At 54.0% G+C, this 21640-nt stretch carries 15 protein-coding genes; 7 read left to right on the forward strand and 8 right to left on the reverse strand.

The features are described from left to right. Positions 1-14 precede the first annotated feature (14 nt). Both rapZ and npr read left to right on the forward strand, forming a co-directional pair. The gene (rapZ, locus tag IAI47_RS17200; protein ID WP_003851114.1) at positions 15-869 is read left to right on the forward strand and encodes an RNase adapter RapZ; all 855 of its coding nucleotides are present in this window, start codon (positions 15-17) and stop codon (positions 867-869) included. Continuing rightward, positions 866-1138 (forward strand): PTS phosphocarrier protein NPr, encoded by a 273-nt coding sequence (gene npr, locus IAI47_RS17205; protein ID WP_003851116.1) that lies wholly within the window; start codon positions 866-868, stop codon positions 1136-1138. The genes rapZ and npr overlap by 4 nt, the downstream gene beginning before the upstream one ends. A 3-nt stretch (positions 1139-1141) precedes the next feature. Here the strand turns inward: npr and mtgA are convergent, their stop codons facing one another. After that, entirely contained in the window at positions 1142-1861 is a 720-nt protein-coding gene (gene mtgA / locus IAI47_RS17210; RefSeq protein ID WP_008925404.1) for a monofunctional biosynthetic peptidoglycan transglycosylase, read from the reverse strand. A gap of 887 nt (positions 1862-2748) precedes the next feature. Further along, positions 2749-5082, reverse strand: coding sequence for an aerobic respiration two-component sensor histidine kinase ArcB (gene arcB / locus IAI47_RS17215; protein WP_003851122.1), 2334 nt, complete (start codon positions 5080-5082; stop codon positions 2749-2751). Between the two features lie 889 nt (positions 5083-5971). On the opposite strand from arcB, the gene IAI47_RS17220 reads away from it, so the two are divergent. Beyond that, the gene (locus tag IAI47_RS17220; protein ID WP_187961159.1) at positions 5972-11503 is read left to right on the forward strand and encodes a glutamate synthase-related protein; all 5532 of its coding nucleotides are present in this window, start codon (positions 5972-5974) and stop codon (positions 11501-11503) included. 185 nt (positions 11504-11688) lie between these two features. After that, positions 11689-13446 (forward strand): sulfite reductase subunit alpha, encoded by a 1758-nt coding sequence (locus IAI47_RS17225; RefSeq protein ID WP_008925402.1) that lies wholly within the window; start codon positions 11689-11691, stop codon positions 13444-13446. 113 nt (positions 13447-13559) lie between these two features. Here the strand turns inward: IAI47_RS17225 and sspB are convergent, their stop codons facing one another. From sspB to zapE, 5 genes are all read right to left on the reverse strand, one after another. Further along, positions 13560-14045 carry a ClpXP protease specificity-enhancing factor gene (gene sspB, locus IAI47_RS17230; RefSeq protein WP_003851133.1) on the reverse strand — a complete coding sequence of 162 codons (486 nt, stop codon included), beginning with the start codon at positions 14043-14045 and terminating at the stop codon, positions 13560-13562. 3 nt (positions 14046-14048) lie between these two features. Further along, complete coding sequence (sspA, locus tag IAI47_RS17235) at positions 14049-14690, reverse strand: stringent starvation protein SspA (RefSeq protein WP_003851135.1); 642 nt, start codon at positions 14688-14690, stop codon at positions 14049-14051. Positions 14691-15021: 331 nt separating this feature from the next. After that, entirely contained in the window at positions 15022-15414 is a 393-nt protein-coding gene (gene rpsI, locus IAI47_RS17240) for a 30S ribosomal protein S9 (protein WP_008925401.1), read from the reverse strand. A gap of 15 nt (positions 15415-15429) precedes the next feature. Next, entirely contained in the window at positions 15430-15858 is a 429-nt protein-coding gene (rplM, locus tag IAI47_RS17245; protein ID WP_008925400.1) for a 50S ribosomal protein L13, read from the reverse strand. Positions 15859-16085: 227 nt separating this feature from the next. Beyond that, complete coding sequence (gene zapE / locus IAI47_RS17250) at positions 16086-17213, reverse strand: cell division protein ZapE (RefSeq protein ID WP_033743099.1); 1128 nt, start codon at positions 17211-17213, stop codon at positions 16086-16088. A 178-nt stretch (positions 17214-17391) separates the two neighbouring features. Here zapE and zapG point away from each other — a divergent pair, with 178 nt between their 5' ends. From zapG to degS, 3 genes are all read left to right on the forward strand, one after another. Then, positions 17392-17793 (forward strand): Z-ring associated protein ZapG, encoded by a 402-nt coding sequence (gene zapG / locus IAI47_RS17255; RefSeq protein ID WP_003848291.1) that lies wholly within the window; start codon positions 17392-17394, stop codon positions 17791-17793. A 110-nt stretch (positions 17794-17903) separates the two neighbouring features. Continuing rightward, positions 17904-19277, forward strand: coding sequence for a serine endoprotease DegQ (gene degQ, locus IAI47_RS17260; RefSeq protein WP_008925399.1), 1374 nt, complete (start codon positions 17904-17906; stop codon positions 19275-19277). 89 nt (positions 19278-19366) lie between these two features. Further along, positions 19367-20428, forward strand: coding sequence for an outer membrane-stress sensor serine endopeptidase DegS (degS, locus tag IAI47_RS17265; protein ID WP_003848295.1), 1062 nt, complete (start codon positions 19367-19369; stop codon positions 20426-20428). A gap of 151 nt (positions 20429-20579) precedes the next feature. On the opposite strand, the gene epmA is transcribed toward degS, so the two are convergent. Beyond that, positions 20580-21557, reverse strand: coding sequence for an elongation factor P--(R)-beta-lysine ligase (epmA, locus tag IAI47_RS17270; protein ID WP_008925398.1), 978 nt, complete (start codon positions 21555-21557; stop codon positions 20580-20582). Between the last annotated feature and the right edge of the window lie 83 nt (positions 21558-21640).

Consider the following 21640-nt stretch of genomic DNA (forward strand, 5'->3'; position numbering starts at 1 on the left):
CGGGAGAAAAGGTCATGGTGCTGATGATCGTTAGCGGTCGTTCAGGCTCGGGGAAGTCAGTGGCGCTCCGTGCGCTGGAAGATATGGGGTTCTACTGTGTTGATAACCTGCCGGTCGTGCTACTGCCCGAGTTAGCTAACTCGCTGGCGGAGCGTAATATTTCGGCAGCAGTCAGCATTGATGTGCGTAACATGCCAGAATCTCCGGAAATTTTTGAAACCGCGCTGAATAACCTGCCTGACTCATTTTCACCTCAGCTGCTGTTCCTGGACGCCGATCGTAATACGCTGATTCGTCGGTACAGCGATACGCGCCGTCTGCATCCCCTTTCCAGCAAGAATCTGTCCCTGGAGAGCGCGATTGACGAAGAGAGCGATCTGCTGGAGCCATTGCGTTCGCGGGCCGATCTCATCATCGACACCTCAGAGATGTCAGTGCACGAGCTGGCCGAGATGCTGCGTACCCGCCTGCTGGGTAAACGTGAACGTGAGCTGACCATGGTGTTTGAATCCTTTGGCTTCAAACATGGCATCCCTATTGACGCTGACTATGTGTTTGACGTGCGCTTTCTGCCCAATCCCCATTGGGATCCCAAGCTGCGGCCGATGACTGGCCTCGATCGCCCTGTGGCGGCCTTTCTTGATCGCCATACAGAAGTGCATAACTTTATCTACCAGACGCGCAGCTACCTTGAACTCTGGTTGCCGATGCTGGAAACCAACAACCGTAGCTATCTTACCGTAGCGATTGGCTGCACTGGTGGCAAACACCGCTCAGTCTATATCGCTGAACAGCTTGCGGATTACTTCCGTTCGCGTGGTAAGAATGTACAGTCACGCCATCGTACGCTGGAAAAGCGCAAATCATGACCGTCAGACAAACTGTAGAAATTAAAAATAAGCTGGGCATGCACGCCCGTCCGGCAATGAAGTTATTTGAGCTGGTGCAGAGCTTTGATGCCGAAGTGTTGCTGCGCAATGAAGCGGGCACGGAAGCTGAAGCCAGCAGCGTGATTGCGCTGCTGATGCTCGACTCAGCCAAAGGCGGACACATCGAAATTGAAGCCAGCGGGCCGGAGGAAGTCCCGGCGCTGGCTGCGGTCATTGAGCTATTTGAAGCGGGTTTCGACGAAGATTAAGGCCTAGTCGAGTTTGTTACGCTGTAAAAAACCTTCTCCGCCAAGCTGGCGCATCTGACGCAGTATCCACTGTTGCCGTTCTCTGACATAACCTGAGGGGGCAGCAGCACGATAACGAATCGGATTGGGCAAAACCGCCGCCAGCAAAGCAGCATCTGCTGCCGTAAGCCGGCTGGCAGGTTTATGGAAATAGTGCTGTGAAGCCGCTTCAACGCCAAAGATACCCGGCCCGAACTCCGCGATATTGAGATAGACGGTCAGAATGCGTCGCTTAGTCCAGACCGTCTCAATCCCGACTGTCAAACCCGCCTCCAGACCTTTGCGGATCCAGCTGCGGCCATCCCAGAGAAACAGATTTTTCGCCGTCTGTTGTGACAGCGTGGACGCCCCGCGCATCCGGCTGTCGCTTTTATCCAGTACAGATTCAATTGCCGCAACATCGAAGCCCCAATGCTCAGGAAACTTTTGATCTTCTGAGGCGATAACCGCCAGTCCCATCCAGGGCGACATCTCGTCATGGCCGACCCAGTCTGAATGGGCGACATAACTAAAATCACCGTGTAACCAGGCACCAATCTGTCGTTCAGCCATCACGGCTGAAAACGGCACCGGCAGGAATGAAAAGAGTAAAATACCTGCCAGCCATGCGCCCAGCCATACCAATACGATTCGACCGACAATCCGTCTGATACGCTGTCCGACGCTTCCTTTATGCTTGTTCATGCAATCTTCCCACACTTGTTCCAGACGTTAATCAATCACTCATGTAATCACTGCCACTAACACAGGCTTTTTACGATTATCGCTGAAAACGGGACGACAGTTTCCAGACTTTATTCAATCATTTTGCATCAAAATGCTGCAACAGTTCGAAATAGTTCAAGGACTTCCGTAAAAAAGGAATCGGTTCCATTGCTTACCCTTGCTTAGGCGCTTTCCAGATAAACAGTTAATAAAGAGTAATAAGCGCCGGATTGAATCATTCGCTATATTTAACTATTATTTTTTTCTTAATCAGATGAAGTTTAAACCTTAATCAGAATCTTCGTTATAACGCTCAAATAAACAGCGCTTAACTGACTCCCTCCTGGCCATTATGGCACTGTTGGCTTCCTTTAAAGCCTCAGGTGTGCAGACGGGAAAAGGAGAAAGTTTTAGATTCTTTTTAATCATTCCAAATCGTTTTGGATAATTCGTATCATTTCAGGCTGTGTGCTTGCAATATCAGCGCGTTAGCCACACTGGAGAGGTGAATGTTAACGCGGCTTCACTTTACTGCAGCGCAGACTCTGCGTCCCAGTCTGACAGCCTTAAAACTACACGAAAAAGAGCAAATATGGTCAAAACACCATCAATACAGCGTGTAAAATGATTCCTTACTTGACTGTGTTGGCAAATTAATGTTTTCTGTATTTAAACGCTGCTCAATATCACAAATTTTAATGAATCTTGTCGCACGAGAAGATGAATTTGCTAAGGTGATAACAGTGTTAACCAATACCCTGCGGCTGCATTAATTATTCATATCATAGCGGTCGCAATGATTTCCCTGGTGTTGGCGCAGTATTCGCGCACCCCGGCCTCGGCTGGGGTCATTTTTTTCCGGGATATCACTTCTCCTGCTCTGATACCCAGTCACGCAGTACCTGCACATCATGTCGCCACTCCTGTTTCAACTCATCGATCCATTCAACAACATTGTCCCACCATGCCGGTAACTCCGGACTCTGAATCTGTTTCGCCAGCATCTGCAAACGCTGCAGCCCTACTGAACCCGCCGCACCTTTAATTTTGTGGCCTTCTTCAGCAATCCCTTTCTGATCTCGGGCCATCAGATTGGATTCCAGAACCGCAAGATAGTCTGGCATCATTTTTTCAAACATCGTCAGACTTTGGGTTATCAGACCGGGGCCGACCAGTTCGATATACTGTTCGAGCATGGCAACATCCAGCAGCATCCGACTTTTGTCGTCGCTGACATCAAGCGTTTCTTCTTCCGCTTCTGCCTGATAATCCCAGTACTTTTTAATCATCGCAGTCAGTGCTGGCACCGCAAGAGGCTTGCTAAGCACGTCATCCATGCCTGCGTCGAAGTACTCTTTTTTGTCCTTGAGAACATTGGCGGTAAGTGCAACCAGCGGTGGCAGATGTGTTCCCTGATACTGCTGGCGAATCGCACGCGAGACATCCAGCCCGGTCATATCAGGCAATTGAATATCCAGCAGCACCAGATCAAACTCCAGCGGGTCAAACATCGCCAGCGCCTCACTGCCGGTCATGGCGACCTCAACGCTACAGCCCAGCTTTTCCAGTACTGAGCGCGCCACAATCACGTTGAGCTCAATATCTTCGACTAACAGTACGTGCAGTGCAGGCAGTGGCAGGCTGTCATCCACACCTTCGTCCTCCACCTCTTCAGCAATACGCGGGGCTTTGATTTCAACGGTGAAGCATGAACCTTGTCCTGGTGCACTGTGAACCCGGATATCCCCGCCCATCGCCTGCGCCAGTCGGCGTGATACCGCCAGCCCGATACCGGTACCGGTTGCGGGTTTGCCGCCATGCTGGTCTTTAACCTGATAGTACATGGCAAAAATCTTGTCCTGCTCGTCCTGGCGAATCCCCATGCCGGAATCCTGCACCTCAAAGCGCAGCGTCTCGTCCTGCTCATAGGTGACCCGCACGACAATTTCACCCTGTTGGGTAAATTTCACGGCGTTACCAATCAGGTTCCACAGAATCTGGCGCAAGCGGGTCCCGTCGGTGGAAATCATATGCGGCAGTGGCAGTTGCGGCGCGAGCACAAATTTCAGCCCTTTTGGCTGTGCCAGCAGGCCGGAAAGATTTTCCAAATCGGCCAGGAAGCCGGTGAAATCAAGCGGCTGATTATCCAGTTGCACTTTACGGCGTTCGATTTTGTCCACCTCAATGACATCATTAAAGATGTTGCCCAGCGTGATGGCAGAGACGTGGATGGTTTTCAGGTATTTCAGCTGTTCCTGATTAAGGTCGGTATCCAGCAGAATACGGCTCAGGCCAACAATGCCATTAAGCGGCGTACGAAGCTCGTGGCTGATCGTAGAGATAAAGGTGGTCTTCTCCCGGCTGGCGTTCTCTAACGCGTCCTGATAGCGCTTACGCTCGGTTATATCGCGGCCAAAACCCATTAGCCCGCTGCGCTTACCCACACGGTCGTAATAAGGCACTTTACGGATCTCGAAACAGGCTTTGCGCCCGTCGGGATATTGCAGCCACTGTTCATAGGTCAGCGAGACGTTGTGGCGGAATACTTTTTCATCTGTTTCAAGCACCTTCGTTGCCGCTTCATCATCGTAGATATCACGCGGAGTCAGGCCGATCAGCTGCTTTTCGCTTTTGCCGGTCAGTAATTCCATTGCACGGTTACAGCCGGAGAACTGTTTATCGATGTTGCGATAGAAAACCAGGTCTGGCGAAGCATCCAGGAATGAGCGCAGGAAGGAAGATTGCTGCTCCAGCTCAATCTGTGCCTGCTCACGACGCGTCACCTCTTCACGCAACTTGTCCATCACCTGCTCACGAGCCAGCTCCGCCTTTTTACGGTCGCTGATCTCCTGATTCAGCTGCGTAATGGTCTCTTTCATCTGCTGATTGAGTTCCAGATCACGTGTGCGCATCTCTTCCAGCTTGTCCACCAGCCTGGCCAGTCGTTGTCGTGACTCTTCAAGCTGATCGACCACAACGGACAAGAAATAGACTGCCCAGGGCGTAATCAGCAGCCCGAAGAAGACCGAACGCACCACGTCAATACTCTCAACATGGCCCCGCAGCACCATCGTGACCGCCATCTGGACAATCATCGCCAGCACCACCAGCGCAGACGCCAGCAGCAGCGAGAACCTCACCAAACCCAGCTTGACCATTAAATCAACGTAGTACTGCGCCAACAGACGAATTTGTTTCATAACAACTCCCTGGATGAGAAACAGCCTCATAATAGCGCAGTTACCCTGCTGACGTCGCAGCACGTCGCAGGGAGAAGCGGGATAAAACGCCCTGTTATGGTGCATCCGCGCGGCCGATCGGCGACGTTAAGGACAAAGCGGTTAAAACCCTTGACTGACTGTGCCAAATGAATAATCTGTAAGGCCGCCAGCGAATCACCGATTTCTCTGTCCGGCCTTTTTTCAATATCCTGGCAGACTCCTGCTGCGCAGGCACACCTTTCATATATGCATACCCATTCATCTTTAATGATGTTTTACGCACGCTCATCCTGATTAATTTTTCTTATAACCAATGGCTGTTTCATTCAAATAGTCGGACATAAGAAAAACAGATACATGCTATGCATCAACGGTGTTGAACAGCATTTAATGCTGTCTAACACCCCGTCACCAGCATGGTGCAGAGATCTGATGCCTGCACTACAGTGAGTCAGTTCACATTTATCGGCCGATCGACGGGTGCCAAAGTGATACATTTTAAACCATAAAAATCATTTAATTCATAAAGTTATATACATTAAACACCTGATTACCCCGTCTGACCACGCCATTTGACCTGATTACGCTTTCCCGATAAGTTGGAAATCCGCTGAAAGCTTTCCAGACGGGCCATTGTCTCGGCATATCTATGCAACAAGAAGACTCCCGCGTGGTTTAAGTCATCTCCTTTAAGAGACCGGAAATCAGAGAGCAGCTCAATTAAGGACGTTTTACCGATGTCTGGAGAGAAATGCTCAGGGCTATGACGCGCGCTCGACAGAGCATGGCGATGAAAATGATAGCGCCCCAGTGCGCCCAGACCCTGAATCAGTGCAGGTAATGTCAAAGCAGTTTAAGGAGACCCTCAATGTCCACTAAAAAACCTCAATCCTATGGCTTGTATGATCCGACAGCAGGCAGTGACAGCTGTGGTGTAGGTTTCATTACGCGTAAGGACGGCGAGCAGACCCACGAGATTCTGCAGATGGCACACAGCGCTCTGTGTACCGTGCCTCACCGCGGCGGTATGTCCGCGGAAGGCGTCGGCGATGGTGCGGGGGTCAACGTTGATCTGTCGCTGCACTTCTTCCGCAAAATTACCGGCCAGCCGCTGGAAGCGGGTCGCTTTGGTGTCGGCAACTTCTTCGTGCCAAAAGATGCCGGGCTGCGCGCGAATGCCGAACGTCTGGTGGATGAGGCACTCAGCAGCTTTGGCCTGCCGGTGATCATGAAACGCGACATGCCGCTCGACAGTAGCGTGACGCGCCCGGCCGCCGTGCAGTTTCAGCTACCGATTTTGCAGTGGATTTTCACTGCGCCAGAGGACGTGGTCGACCAGAACGACTTCGAAAAACGTATCTACCGCGCCCTGCTGACCATTGAAGCCCGTGCGTTTACCGAAAGCGAATTTGGCGGTCTTTATCCGCTGTCGCTGTCATCACGCACCCAGGTGTTTAAAGCCCGTCTGAATTCCAATGAAGTGATCCCTTACTTCAAAGATCTGACCGATCCGGACCATCAGGTACGCGGGCTGTTCTTCCATACCCGCTTCTCCACTAACACCGATCCGCATACCACCATGGCACAACCGTTCCGCCTGATGGCGCATAACGGTGAACTGAACACTGACCGCAAAAACCGCATCGCCGAGTCGGCGCTGGCGCTGGCGCGTGGCAAGAAAATCGTCCGGCCAAAAGGCCAGTCTGACAGTTCGCGTCTGGATCAGAGCATCCACAGCCGTCTGATGGAAGATAACCTCGATCTGATCACGGCCGTTGTCTCGATGATGCCGCCCGCCTGGGAAAACGACAGTTCACTGCCGACAGAAGTGCGCGACATGCTGGAGTATTTCTCGCTGTATGAAGAGAAGAACGACGGCCCTGCAGCATTAATCTTTGGCAATGGCGAAGTCATTGGTGCTCGTCTGGACCGTCTTGGCCTGCGTCCACTGCGTTCAGTCGAAACGGCTGAGTATATCGGTGCAATGTCAGAAGCCGGGCAGATCGCGTTTCCACCTGAAAGCGTGTTGCGTCGTGGCCGAATCGAAGCGGGCGGCATGCTCTATTTCGATCATCGTGAAAAACGCAGCTACACCACGCTGCAGGCGCTGGAAAAACTGGCTGCAGAGAAAGATTATTCTGCGTTGCTTCGCGAAGCGCGCGTCGGTCTTGACGATCTGCCTGAGATCCCGGCAGAACAGCAGGGTTCACCGTTGCGTTATCGTGGCGACCTGAAAACCTATCAGCGCTTTGTTGCCTACTACTACAACCAGGAAAGCTTCAAGTTCATGATGGACCCGATGCTGAACACTGGCGCAGAGAAGATCTCTGCGATGGGTTACGGTAACGCCATCAATGGCTTATCCGATCATGAAGGCGGCATGGCGCACTACTTCTCTCAGCGCTTTGCTCAGGTGACCAACCCACCGCTGGACTCTATCCGCGAAGTGGACGGTATGACGCTGCGCGTCGCGCTGGGCGCAAAACCGCATCTGGGCCGCAGCAAAGGCCGTCAGATTGTGGTGCCGAGCCCCATCCTCAGCCACCTTGATATGCTGCGTTTACGTGAGCAGAAAATCGCGCCTTATGCCCGCTTTGAAATGCTCTATGAGCCCGTGATCGGTAAAGATTTGCTGAGCACCACGGCTAACGCGAATGCGCTGGAAAAAGCGATTGATGACCTGGCGCAACAGGTAGTGGATTTTGCCCGCTCTCAGGGTGGCATTGCCGTACTGACCGATCGCCACATCTCGTCGAAACACGCTGCAATCCCGATGTTGCTGGTGGTATCCGCCATTAACCAGCGTCTGGTGCAGGAAGGCCTGCGTCTGGATGTTTCTCTGGTGGTGGAGAGCGGCCAGAGCATCTCTTCGCACCACATTGCCGCCACACTTGGTTTCGGCGCTTCCGCTATCTACCCACTGGGCGTACAGATGCGCGCAGAGGAGAAATTTGGTGAAGGTGAAGAAGGCAACAAAGCCTTTAAACGCTATGCCAAAGCGGCTGAAAAAGCGCTGATGAAAACCATGGGCAAAGTGGGCCTCTGTACCGTTGAGAGCTACAGCAGCGGCGAGTTCTTTGAGCCTAACTTCCTCAACACCGATGATCCGGTGTTGAAAAAGTATTTCCCGAATATCAGAACACCGGTGGGCGGCGCAGGCTTCGCAGCAATCGCGGCGATGGCAGTAGACTGGCACCAGAGCGCACTGAAGATTCAGGGTGAATCTGAAGTGCCATTGCTGGGCCTGTTTAAAGAGCGTGCAGAAGGCGCGGGGCACTCTTACGGCACCATCGCCGTACGTACTTTCATCGACATGACTGAAGAGCCGATTCGCTTTGCCGACAAAGCGCGCGAAGAGGACAACTTTATCCGCCTGATGACGCTGGCAAAACTGGATAACGCGTTTGGCATCAAGCCCGAAACGTTCAAAGACAGCAGCTTCGAGCGCATCCCGGATGACGTCATCAACAATTTTGCCATTACTGCCGATTATCGTCAGTTCTCAAGCCTGATGTACGAAGAGCGTAAACGTCGTCCGGCGGCCCTGCGCGACATCCTGACCTTCCCGGCTGATTTGACACACATCGACAGCGAAGCGGAGTTCCGTCGCAAACTGGGACGCTACTCACTGACCAACAACGGCTTTGCGATTCGCGGCATGGTGTGTGAAGCGGTGGATGGCAGCCTGAATCACTTCATGCTGCGTCTGACCGATGCCATTGAAGGGCTGAAGCCTGAGAGTGAGCGCCTGCAGAACCTGTCACGCGCCCTGAAGTTCCGCTTCGGCGATGATATTGAGAGCAGCGAAGTGGTTGAAGGGGGTCTAAAAGTGACCGCGTACGGTAAAGCGGCAGATTATCTGTCACGTATCTTCACCACCCTGCCCTCACTGCCGCTGAGCGACGTACAGCCAGCCTGTGAAATTACCCGTACCTTTGCCTCCGGGGCGATGAGCCACGGTGCGCTGGTCGCGCCTGCTCATGAAGCGGTTGCACACGGCACGAATATGGTCGGCGGCATGAGTAACTGCGGTGAAGGCGGTGAGCACTACTCCCGCCATGGCACTATTCGTGCCTCCCGTATCAAACAGCTGGCTTCCGGTCGTTTCGGCGTCTGGGCTGCCTATCTGGCAGATCCAATGCTGGAAGAGCTGGAGATCAAAATTGGTCAGGGTGCGAAGCCTGGCGAAGGCGGACAGCTACCGGCAGCCAAAGTCACGGTAGAGATTGCGGCTGCGCGTGGCGGCACGCCTGGCGTTGAGCTGGTTTCTCCACCGCCACACCATGACACCTACTCCATCGAAGATCTGGCGCAGTTAATCCACGACTGTAAAGCCGCGCGGGTGCGCGTTATCGTCAAACTGGTCTCGTCTGAAGGCATCGGCACCATCGCGGTTGGCGTAGCCAAAGCCGGTGCAGATGTGATTAACGTGGCGGGTAACACCGGCGGTACCGGCGCAGCGTCTGTCACCAGTCTGAAATACACCGGACGCGTAGCCGAAATCGGCATCGCTGAAGTCCACCAGGCGCTGTGCGCCAATGGTCTGCGCGATAAAGTCCTGCTGCGCTGCTCTGGCGCGCAACAGACCGGCAGCGATGTCGTGAAATCTGCCCTGCTGGGCGGCGACAGTTTCGAGTTCGGCACTACCGCGCTGATGATGCTGAAATGCGTGATGGCGAAGAACTGTAATGTGAAGTGCCCGGCTGGCTTAACCACCAATGCCGAAGCCTTTGATGGCGATCCACGTCAGCTGGCGCAGTACTTCCTCAACGTGGCGCATGAAGTGCGTGAGATCCTGGCACGTATGGGTCTGCGTTCTTTGCGTGAAGCGCGCGGTCGCTCTGACCTGCTTCACCTGATGGATCACCCGCTGGAAGTGGGCAAACTCGACTTACGCGCCATGCTCACCGTGGTGCCTGAACTGAAAATCGACAAGCCGGTTTATCTGGAAAAAGATTTTGAACTGGATGATGGCTGGATTGAGCAGCTGAAACTGTCGCTGGTGGAGCAGGGAAATCCTGACGTCGCACTGGGCGATGGCATCGTGCTGAATAACCGCAACAAAAGTGTCGGTGGTCAGCTGGCTATCGATATCGAACGCATGCTGAACCATCAGTTGAGCGCGGAGCAGTTAAACCTGATGCCTGATGTCATGACTGACGATCGCGGTCGCCGCTATCTGGCGCCTGAGAGCGTAAAAATTTCCACAACCGGCTCTGCCGGCCAGTCATTTGGCGCATTCTGCAACGATGGCATGCAGCTGGCACACTATGGCACCTGTAATGACGGTGTCGGCAAAGGACAGTGTGGCGGCGAACTGATTGTGATGTCGCCGGGTGGCGGCGCGCAGGATGCCGATGGCAACGTGCTGATTGGTAACTTTGCGCTGTTCGGTGCAACTGGCGGACGTCTGTTCGTACAGGGCCAGGCCGGTGACCGCTTCGCGGTGCGTAACTCAGGTGCAACGGCCGTCGTTGAAGGCGTGGGTGACTTCTGCTGTGAATATATGACCAACGGCGCCATTCTAAACCTGGGCACCTTTGGTAAAGGATTTGGCAACGGCATGAGTGGCGGCTTTGCCTACCAGTACGATCCCTATGGTTCGCTGGCAAGCCACGCTGCCGGGGACTCTGTGCGGTTTGGCTCCATTGCCGATCAGGATGAGATGGCGCAGGTGCACAAGCAGGCGGTACTGACCATGCTCAACTGGCACATTGAGGCGACGAAATCGCCACCTGCTGCCTGGCTGCTGGAAAACTGGGAAACAGAGTGTCATCACTTCGTTTATGTGATGCCACGTTCGCTGCTGCTCTATCAGGATGGCGGTGAGATCCTGAAAGCCAAGAGCCGTAAAGATCTGCTCGAAGAGCTATCAACGGCGCTGGCAGGCCATCAGGTTGCCAAGTTTAAAGCCGCGTGGCGTCAGGGTAAAACCATCGCCAACGGTGCCGTACCAGCCTATGGCGCGACCGATACGCAGGAGATGTTTGTCCTGCTGAACAACTACACCGTGCTCAGCTTTGCCCAGCAACTGGCACTGGCAAAATTGCCGAAAGGCACGCCGGTTGAAGATCCGGCGGTAGAAAAAGCGGTGCGTAATCTGCTGATGACAGAAGACTTTTCGCTGGTCAGTAAGCTGCAGCGTCATGCCCGTTCCGCCATCGAGAGTTACAGCGATGACGAACTGGCGAGTCTGATTGGGACCAAACGCATGTCAGATTACAAAGCGGCGCTGACGCAACGTAATATCCGCTCCATGGACAGCCTGGCAACCTACGGCTGGATCATGTATCAGGATGCCTGTAACCGGGAAGTGCTGGGTCATCTGCCTGACTTTGAAGAGCTGTTTGCACGTGCGGCATTGCCGGAAATCGCCGCTGCGGTGGGTAAACTCTCCTGACAGTGATACTGATCAGGCTGAACTGAATATTATTAATTGATCATTGCCCGGATTAATCGTTGTACCGGACAGATGCAAAACCGCTCTCCCCTGCTGCAAAATCTGCGGCACGGGAAAGCGGAACGGCTGTCACACCGGACAACGCCACTGATATCGGGCGAGAACGGGATTGAGTAAACGTACCCATGAAAATTCCTTATATTCCAGAAGATGCACCTTTTAATGGCGATCAGAAGTACTGGCTGGCTGGCTTTCTTGCGGGGCTTCACTCCCGTTTGCTGGTGTTAGAAGACAAACAGCAACCTGCCGCAGGTACGGGTGCAGCCGCGACCACGCAACTGCACATTCTGTATGGCTCGCAGACCGGCAATGCCGAAGCGCTGGCGCAGACCGCAGCAAAATCTGCCCGCGCGAAAGGGCTGGTTCCGGTGGTTCAGGCGCTGGGCGATGTCGATCTTGATGTGTTCGCCACCATGCGCCATGTGCTGATTGTTACCTCGACCTATGGCGAAGGGGAAATGCCGGACAACGCACAGCTATTCTGGGATGCGATTTCTGCCAGTACCGCACCGCGTCTGGAGCAGATGCATTTTGCCGTGCTGGCGATTGGCGATACCGGTTACGACGGCTTCTGTCAGGCGGGCAAGTTCATTGATATGCGCCTTGAGCAGCTGGGCGCGAAACGCGTGGTTGATCGTATCGATTGTGATATTGATTATGAAGAGCCTTCCAGCGAATGGCTGAACAGCTCAATGCCACAGTTTGCTGCCAGCGCGGGCAGCAGCGGCACCGTGCTGGAGAGTGCACCTGAAGCGCCTGTGATTCCTGGCAGCAATAAATCGAATCCGTATGCCGCCGCACTGATCACCAACAAGCGTTTGTCAGGCGAGCAGTCAGCAAAAGATATCCGTCATTTCGAATTCGACCTGTCGGACAGCGGTCTGAAGTATGAAGCGGGCGATGCGCTGGGCGTGATTCCGGTCAATGAACCGTCGCTGGTCAGCCTGCTCCTGACTCAGCTTAATGCTGATTACCAGACACCGGTGCCCGGCTTCGACCGCAGCCTCGGCGACCTGCTGACCTACCAGTTTGAGATTTCAGAGCCGTCGCGCAAGTTGATCGAATGGGTTGGACAGAACACCACCAACCAGGAACTGCGTCATGTGTTACAGCATGATGATAAAGATGCGCTGGGCGTGTGGCTGTGGGGCAAAGATACGCTCGACCTGCTGCAGCTTGAACTGACGCGCTCGCTGGCGGTGCCTGAATTCGTCGCTCTGCTGCGTCCGTTGCAGCATCGTGCTTACTCCATTTCGTCCAGTTCTAAAGCCCATCCTAACCAGGTGCATCTGACTGTTGCCTCAGTGCGTTATCACAGCGGCGGCCGTAATCGCGGTGGCGTCTGCTCCACCTATCTGGCCGAGCGTGTGCGTCGTGGCGAGAAACCCGCCATCTTTATTTCACCCAATAAATCGTTCCGCGTGCCGGCTAACAACAGCGCACCGCTGATCATGGTGGGACCCGGTACCGGCATCGCCCCATTCCGGGCCTTCCTGCAGGAGCGTCAGGCAACCGGCGCGCAGGGAAAAAACTGGCTGTTCTTCGGCGATCAGCATCAGGAACATGACTTTATCTATCAGGATGAATTACTTGCCTGGCGGGATAATGGCTTGCTGACCCGCCTGGATCTGGCGTTCTCACGCGATCAGGAGAAGAAGATCTACGTGCAGAGCCGGATGCTTGAGCAGGGTGCAGAACTCTATGCCTGGCTGCAGGAAGGGGCTTACTTCTACGTCTGCGGCGATGCATCGCGCATGGCGAAGGATGTGGATAACGCGCTGTATGAAGTGGTTCGCCAGTTTGGTGGGCTCTCCACCGAGCGCGCTGCAGACTACGTGGATCAGCTGAAGAAAGAGAAACGCTACCTGCGCGACGTCTACTGATAGCAAAGGTGTGCTGAAAGAAATCCGGCTTGCGCAGGCAGCCGGATTTTTTTTATCTCTTTTTTATGAATAACAGGCAAAAAAATACCCGTCGGATGGACGGGTATTCACGGCTATTTCACTACACGGAGTGAAGGGCGTCCGCCACGAGGCGGTGGATCGTCGTCAGGCGGTGTCTCGTCATCGCGGGCATCGTCAGGACGATCGCCATCAATCACGGACATCATGGTCTCTTCCTGACCCTCTGACGTCTCCTGCGTACCCAGCTCGTAAGCAGGTTCAGGCTCAAACATCGTCCCGGCACCGTTTTCACGCGCGTAGATTGCCAGAATCGCCGCCATCGGCACATTAACCTGGCGAGGAACACCACCAAAGCGCGCATTGAACGACACCTGATCATTCGCCAAATCAAGGTTACCCACCGCGCGTGGCGCGATGTTCAGGACAATCTGACCATCACGCGCATACTCCAGCGGCACCTGCACACCGGGCAGATTAATATCGACCACGAGGTGCGGCGTCAGCTGATTGTCGAGCAACCAGTCATAGAAGGCGCGAAGCAGGTAGGGACGACGTGCAGTAAGTTGCGACATTTCCATACGTTAAGCCCGGGCTTGCAGGCGCATTTCACGTTCAGCTTCAGTTAATGAAGCAAGGAAAGAGTCACGCTCAAATACGCGGTTCATGTAGCCTTTCAGCTCTTTTGAACCTGAGCCAATCAAATCGATGCCCATTGACGGCAAACGCCATAACAGCGGCGCCAGGTAGCAATCGACCAGACTGAACTCTTCGCTCATGAAGTAAGGGGTACGACCAAACAGGGGTGCGATAGCCAGCAGCTCTTCACGCAGTTGCTTGCGTGCTGCTTCAGCTTCCTGACCCGTGCTGTTCTCAACTTTCCGCATCAGGCTATACCAGTCCTGCTCGATGCGATGCATCATCAGGCGGCTATCACCACGGGCAACCGGATAAACCGGCATCAGTGGCGGATGCGGGAAGCGCTCATCTAAGTATTCCATGATGATGCGTGATTCATACAGCGTCAGCTCACGATCTACCAGCGTCGGTACCGTGCGATACGGATTGAGGTCAATCAGATCCTGCGGCAGGTTATCCATTTCGACCTGCTCGATCTCTACGCTGACACCCTTCTCCGCCAGGACGATACGTACCTGATGGCTGAAAATGTCAGTAGGACCAGAAAACAGCGTCATTACCGAACGTTTGTTGGCAGCGACAGCCATGAAAACCTCCAAGTTTGTTCACAAAAAGATACTGCAAATAGCCAACCACACGGCGACTCACTTGCTTATCGAACTCGCACGCAACCTGGTTAGCCGCGCCGTAGATACTGACGCCCCGACAGTGGGAAGGCGCATAACGCACCGGCCTGCGGGCGCAAAGTGACACAGAGTTTACCAGATTTTAGGCTACTTGTGGGCGTGGAATGAATGTTTGCAGGTAAATTGAGCGCGACGTTACGGTTTTCGCCGGAAGTCGAGGGGACGGCAGTAAATAAAAAACCCGCCGAAGCGGGTTTTTTGAGCCAATTGTCGCAGCCGGAGCTGCAAACAATTAACGCTTGGAGAACTGAGGACGACGACGTGCTTTACGCAGGCCGACTTTCTTACGTTCAACCTGACGCGCATCACGAGTAACGAAGCCTGCTTTACGCAGTTCGCCACGCAGTGATTCGTCGTATTCCATCAGAGCGCGGGTGATACCGTGACGGATCGCACCAGCCTGACCAGAAATACCGCCACCTTTAACAGTGACATACAGATCGAATTTACCAACCAGGTCCAGCAGCTCAAGCGGCTGACGAACTACCATGCGGGCAGTTTCGCGACCGAAGTACTGTTCCAGAGAACGTTGGTTAATTACGATGTTACCGCTACCCGGCTTAATGAATACGCGAGCGGTAGAGCTTTTGCGGCGACCAGTGCCGTAGTTTTGAGTTTCAGCCATTGCCTTTAATCCCGATTAAATGTCAAGAACTTGCGGTTGCTGTGCCGCATGGGTGTGCTCGTTGCCTGCGTAAACTTTCAGTTTACGATACATAGCACGACCCAGCGGGCCCTTCGGCAGCATGCCTTTAACCGCGATCTCAATCACACGCTCAGGACGGCGAGCAATCATCTCTTCAAAGGTCGCCTGTTTGATACCACCGATGTGACCAGTGTGGTGATAGTAGATCTTGTCAGTACGCTTGTTGCCGGTTACAGCAACTTTTTCTGCGTTCAGAACGATGATGTAATCACCAGTATCAACGTGCGGAGTGTATTCCGCTTTATGCTTACCACGCAGACGGCGCGCCAGTTCAGTCGCCAGGCGACCCAAAGTTTTGCCCGTTGCGTCAACTACAAACCAGTCACGTTGGACGGTTTCTGGTTTAGCTGTAAAAGTTTTCATCGAAAAGCTTACCCAAATTAAGTTACACGTTGGTGAAATCCCAAACGCTTAAGTAAACGAATGAGGCTCACACGACCATTTTGACCAGCAAGCCACCCCTTCGGATAGAGTTACTGGAACACAGAGGATTTGGGAAAAAAATCCTTTGCTGTAACGTGGGGTCGCAAGATTATAGAGAAGTCGGTTACAAAAATCGAACCCTATTTCGGTATTTATCCTGTTTATTCTCACGGCAGGTGCGGCAAACGCAGATACTCTTCGCTCTGCATCTCCTGAAGGCGGGATAAACAGCGCTGATATTCGAATTTCAGCCGCGTGCCCTGATAAATCTCGGTCAGTGACGTCTCCGCCGCGACTACCAGCTTCACATGACGTTCATAGAACTCATCGACCAGCGCCAGGAAACGGCGCGCCTGATCTTCGGTTTTATAGATCATCACCGGCACGTCATACAGCAGCACGCTGTGAAAACGGCGCGACAGCGCAATATAGTCATGCTGACTGCGCCCTTCACCGCACAGGGTTTTGAAGTTAATCGCCAGCACGCCTTCGCTGACACCCAGCGTCGGCATCTGGCGGTGATTAATCTCCAGAACCGGCGCCGCTTCTGGCTGGCTGCCCGACAGCGCTTTAAACATCCGCGTCATTTCAGCGTGCGTTTCCGGGTTCAGCGGATAGTTCCACAAGTGTGCGGAGGTCAGCGTGCGCAACCGATAGTCGATACCGGCATCCACGTTCATCACATCACAGTGGCGTTTTATCTGCTCAATGGCTGGCAGGAAGCGTGCACGCTGCAGACCATTGCGATAGAGATCGTCGGGCGGAATGTTCGAGGTGGCCACCAGTGCGATACCGCGTTCAAACAGCGCTTCCATCAGCGTGCCCAGTAGCATCGCATCCGTGATATCAGAGACAAAAAACTCATCAAAACAGAGGATGTCCGTTTCGGCTTTAAATTTGTCCGCGATAATCAGCAAGGGATCGCTCTGACCCTGGAGCTGCGTCAGCTCTTCATGCACCCGCAACATAAAGCGGTGAAAGTGCAGGCGCAGTTTTCGGTCGCCAGGAATAGACTGAAAAAAGAGATCCATGACCCAGGTCTTACCGCGCCCGACACCGCCCCACATATAGAGTCCACGTACCGGTTGCGGCGTCTCGTTTTTCTCTTTGCCGATCAATTTTGACAGGCGACCCAGCAGGCCAGATGCGGCTGGCGCGGCAGATTGTTGCCGGGCAACCAGCGCCTGCTGCAGCGCGTCTAAACGGGTAATTGCTTCGCGTTGTACGTCATCGGGCCTGAATTCGCCCTGCGACAGCGCCTGCTCATAGCGTGCAAGCGGAGTTGAGGTTTGCATTGTTGTTTCAAAGTCCCTGAATGGTGTCTGATTCATACCACGGTTGCTGAAAAAAAGGCCGTTCTACACTAAGCCATGCTGCTCCAGAGTTCCACATCCATAAGATTAACGGGTATAGTGACTATTATTGAAATGGTGCAATGCCCTACGGAACAATGGAAATAACACGGGAGTCATTATGACCTGGGAATACGGGCTAATTGGTTTAGTGGTAGGTATTATTGTCGGCGCAGTCGCCATGCGTTTTGGCAACAAAAAGCTGCGTGAGCAGCGCAGCATGCAGTATGAGCTGGAAAAATCGAAAGCGGAGCTGGCTGATTATCGCGAAGAACTGACCAACCACTTCGCGCAGAGCGCGGAGCTGCTGGACAACATGGCGCGTGATTATCGTCAGCTCTATCAGCACATGGCAAAAGGCTCCAATGACCTGCTGCCAAATCTGCCTGGGCAGAAAAATCCGTTTGCGTATCAGCTGACTGAAGCTGAAGCGGATAACGATCAGGTCCCGGTGCAGATGCCGCGCGACTACTCTGAAGGCGCATCGGGTTTACTGCGTGGCGAGCGCCCTGCCCGCGACTAATCTTTTTGGGGCGCAGCCTGTCTGCGCCCACTGAATTTGCGAACCCTGACCGCAAACGACTGTCACATTGATTAATTCCTCCCACCTTTTGCAGCGAGAGCGTTGTAGCAATGAAAAAACAAGCACGCCTGTTTAGCGCATTAGCCCTGAGTATTGGGATGAGTCTTGCCGCCGCGCCAGACGCGATGGCAACGCTGCCAGCACAAATTGCGGGCCAGCCGCTGCCGAGTCTGGCGCCGATGCTGGAGAAAGTGTTACCCGCCGTGGTCAGTGTTCACGTGGAAGGCACCGATTCAGGTGCACAGGCTCAGGATATTCCTGAACCGCTTAAACGCTTTTTCGGCCAGATGCCTGGCGGGAATAGCCAGCCTCAACCGTTTGAAGGTCTGGGATCTGGCGTCATTATTGATGCCGCCAAAGGTTACGTACTGACCAACAATCATGTGGTTAACGGTGCTGATAAGATCAGCGTACAGCTTGGCGACGGCAGCGAATATGACGCCAAACTGATCGGCCATGATGAGCAGACCGATATCGCGCTGATTCAGATTCAGGGCGCGAAAAACCTTACGCAGGTGAAAGTTGCGGATTCTGATCAGCTGAAAGTGGGCGACTTCGCGGTGGCGATCGGTAACCCGTTTGGTCTGGGACAGACCGCCACGTCCGGGATTATCTCTGCGCTGGGCCGTAGCGGCCTGAACCTGGAAGGGCTGGAAAACTTTATTCAGACCGATGCTGCGATTAACCGCGGTAACTCAGGCGGTGCGCTGGTCAATCTTAACGGCGAGCTGATCGGTATCAATACCGCTATTCTCGCCTCCAGCGGCGGAAACATCGGTATCGGCTTCGCCATTCCCAGTGATATGGCGATGAACCTCGCGCAGCAGCTGATCAAGTTCGGTGAAGTGAAGCGTGGTCAGCTGGGTATTAAAGGCACTGAAATGACGGCCGATATGGCTAAGGCCTTTAATGTCGATGCGCAGCGCGGTGCCTTTGTTTCTGAAGTCTTACCGCAGTCTGCCGCACAGAAAGCGGGCGTGAAGTCAGGCGATATTATTACGTCCATCAACGATAAGCCGATTACCAGCTTCGCTGAGTTGCGCGTAAAAGTCGGCACCACACCGCCAGGCGAACAGGTCAAACTCGGCCTGCTGCGTGAAGGGAAACCGTTAACGGTTACCGTCACGCTGGAGCAGAGCGCCCAGACTACCGCGAGCGCACAGCTGATGTCCCCTGCGCTTCAGGGCGCAACCCTGAGTGATGGACAGACGAAAACCGGGGATAAAGGCGTGAAGGTCGATACCATCGAGAAAGGCACACCCGCTGAGCAGGTGGGTCTGCAGAAAGATGATGTGATTATCGGTGTTAACCGCAACCGGGTTCAGACCATTGCTGAAATGCGTAAAATACTGGAGGGTAAACCGCCGGTGCTGGCTCTGAATGTAGTGCGTGGCGATGAAAGTATCTATCTGTTGTTGAGATAAACCTCGCATTACGGCGGACACAAGCACGTGTGTGTCCGCCGCTCTCATGCTATTCTCCCCTGCGATCTCCCCTGGCGTGATTTAACACCATGTTTCTTAAACTCTTGCGTGCCGTGGTGCTGGGCCTGATTGTGGCGGGTATTTTGCTCGCAGCACTGCCTGCACTGCGTATGGGCAGCGACGCCCTTTATAACCACGAAAATATTACCGACGAAACGCCCTTTAGCTTCAATCAAGGGGTGCGACGCGCCGTGCCTGCTGTCGTGAACGTTTACAATCGCAGCGCCCACACCAACAACAATCGTGGGATCACTACCCTGGGTTCAGGGGTGATCATGAATGTTAAAGGCTACATCCTTACCAACAAGCATGTTATCAACAATGCTGATCAGATCATCGTGGCGCTGCAGGATGGCCGCTTCTTTGAAGCGACGCTGGTGGGTTCCGATGGAATGACCGACCTGGCGGTTCTCAAGATTACGGCCTCCGGCCTGCCGGTTATCCCGATTAATCCAAACCGTCAGCCGCACATTGGTGATGTGGTGATGGCGATCGGCAATCCTTACAACCTCGGTCAGACGGTGACGCAGGGCATTATCAGCGCCACGGGCCGCGTAGGTCTGAGTTCGTCAGGCCGACAGAACTTCCTGCAGACCGATGCCTCAATCAACCAGGGTAACTCCGGCGGTGCGCTGATTAACTCGCTCGGCGAGCTGATGGGTATTAATACCCTGACCTTTGATAAGAGCAATGATGGTGAAACACCGGAAGGAATTGGTTTCGCCATTCCAACGGTCTTAGCCTCAAAAATCATGGATAAGCTGATTCGTGATGGTCGGGTCATCCGCGGCTATATCGGCATTACCGGGCGTGAGTTACCGCCGCTGCATGGACAGGGCAGCAATCTGGATCGGGTTCAGGGCATCATTGTCAGTGTGGTCACACCAGACGGGCCCGCAGATAAAGCCGGGATTCAGGCCAACGATGTGCTGCTCAGTGTAAACGGCAAGCCGGCCATTTCCGCACAGGAGACGATGGATCAGGTGGCAGAAATTCGCCCGGGTTCAGTGATTGAGGTGCAGGTGCTGCGCAACGATCAGAAACTGACGCTGCCGGTGACCATTCAGGAATTCCCGGACAATAGTAACTAGCTAAAACCGGAGCCAGGTCAGGGATGGCCCAGCTGATCGCAAAGAAGGCCGCCATCCATGGCGGTCGGCCTCGCCATCCTGGCTCGGACGCTTTGCTCTTCATCCGGGCCAACCCTTCCCCACTATTCCGTCACCGTTTGTGAATAACCGATTAGCAGCGATCCACCGGAAACGCGATCACGTCACTCAATGACTCCGCTTTCAACGCCAGCATGATCAGACGATCAACACCCAGCGCGACCCCCGAACAGGCTGGCATACCATGCGCCAGTGCATCCAGCAGATAAGTATCAATAGGATGTACAGGCAGGCCACGCGCCGCTCGACGCCGGTTATCCTGTTCGAAGCGCTGACGCTGCTCACGGCTATCGGTCAGTTCACGAAAACCGTTCGCCAGCTCAATGCCCTTGTAATAGACCTCGAAGCGCTCAGCCACACGGTGATCTTCAGTACTGATCTCCGCCAGTGCTGCCTGGCTGGCCGGGAAATGATAAACGAAGCAGGGTTTATCCTGACCAATCTTCGGTTCCACGCCCAGCATAAACAGCAGCATCAGTAAGGTATCGCGATCTTCTTCTGCGCGCGCCAGCTCGCCTTCACCCAGCTTCTCAGCCGCTTCACGTAACTGCGCTTTATCCGCAGACAGCGGGTCCAGCTCCAGATGACGGATAAACGCCTGCTGATAAGAAAGCGACTCTGCGCTGTCACACTCCAGCACCTGCTGCATCAGATCGTCGACTTCATTCATCAGGCGGTACATGTCGTAATGCGGACGATACCACTCCAGCATGGTGAACTCGGGGTTGTGGTGACGTCCCGCCTCTTCATTGCGGAAGCTGCGCGCCATCTGGTAAATCGGGCCACTGCCTGCCGCCAGCAGGCGCTTCATATGATATTCCGGGCTGGTCATCAGCCAGAGATCGCGCCCCTGCGCCGCGCCAGGCCCGACAAAACGCGTCTGGAATGGCACCAGATGGATATCGGTAATCGTTGCCTGACTCATCGCCGGCGTATCCACTTCCAGCACGCCGCGATCGGCAAAGAAACGACGCACTTCAGCTAAAATAGCGGCGCGTTTTAACAAATTGGCGATGGATGCGCTTGGTTGCCAGCTTGCCGTTTCGCTCATGGTGATGACTCCTGATACAAATTAGGGTGGGAAGTCTACCTGCAATGCATGTGGCAAACAATCTCGCGCCCATGCTGCCAATA

It is taken from the genome of Pantoea sp. MT58 (assembly GCF_014495885.1).
Classification (GTDB): domain Bacteria; phylum Pseudomonadota; class Gammaproteobacteria; order Enterobacterales; family Enterobacteriaceae; genus Pantoea; species Pantoea eucalypti.

Bases quoted from the DNA above. Each gene is read 5' to 3' on its own strand.
- rapZ (WP_003851114.1), top strand. From the start codon at position 15: ATGGTGCTGATGATCGTTAGCGGTCGTTCAGGCTCGGGGAAGTCAGTG.
- npr (WP_003851116.1), top strand. From the start codon at position 866: ATGACCGTCAGACAAACTGTAGAAATTAAAAATAAGCTGGGCATGCAC.
- mtgA (WP_008925404.1), bottom strand. From the start codon at position 1,861: ATGAACAAGCATAAAGGAAGCGTCGGACAGCGTATCAGACGGATTGTC.
- arcB (WP_003851122.1), bottom strand. From the start codon at position 5,082: ATGAAACAAATTCGTCTGTTGGCGCAGTACTACGTTGATTTAATGGTC.
- IAI47_RS17220 (WP_187961159.1), top strand. From the start codon at position 5,972: ATGTCCACTAAAAAACCTCAATCCTATGGCTTGTATGATCCGACAGCA.
- IAI47_RS17225 (WP_008925402.1), top strand. From the start codon at position 11,689: ATGAAAATTCCTTATATTCCAGAAGATGCACCTTTTAATGGCGATCAG.
- sspB (WP_003851133.1), bottom strand. From the start codon at position 14,045: ATGGAAATGTCGCAACTTACTGCACGTCGTCCCTACCTGCTTCGCGCC.
- sspA (WP_003851135.1), bottom strand. From the start codon at position 14,690: ATGGCTGTCGCTGCCAACAAACGTTCGGTAATGACGCTGTTTTCTGGT.
- rpsI (WP_008925401.1), bottom strand. From the start codon at position 15,414: ATGGCTGAAACTCAAAACTACGGCACTGGTCGCCGCAAAAGCTCTACC.
- rplM (WP_008925400.1), bottom strand. From the start codon at position 15,858: ATGAAAACTTTTACAGCTAAACCAGAAACCGTCCAACGTGACTGGTTT.
- zapE (WP_033743099.1), bottom strand. From the start codon at position 17,213: ATGCAAACCTCAACTCCGCTTGCACGCTATGAGCAGGCGCTGTCGCAG.
- zapG (WP_003848291.1), top strand. From the start codon at position 17,392: ATGACCTGGGAATACGGGCTAATTGGTTTAGTGGTAGGTATTATTGTC.
- degQ (WP_008925399.1), top strand. From the start codon at position 17,904: ATGAAAAAACAAGCACGCCTGTTTAGCGCATTAGCCCTGAGTATTGGG.
- degS (WP_003848295.1), top strand. From the start codon at position 19,367: ATGTTTCTTAAACTCTTGCGTGCCGTGGTGCTGGGCCTGATTGTGGCG.
- epmA (WP_008925398.1), bottom strand. From the start codon at position 21,557: ATGAGCGAAACGGCAAGCTGGCAACCAAGCGCATCCATCGCCAATTTG.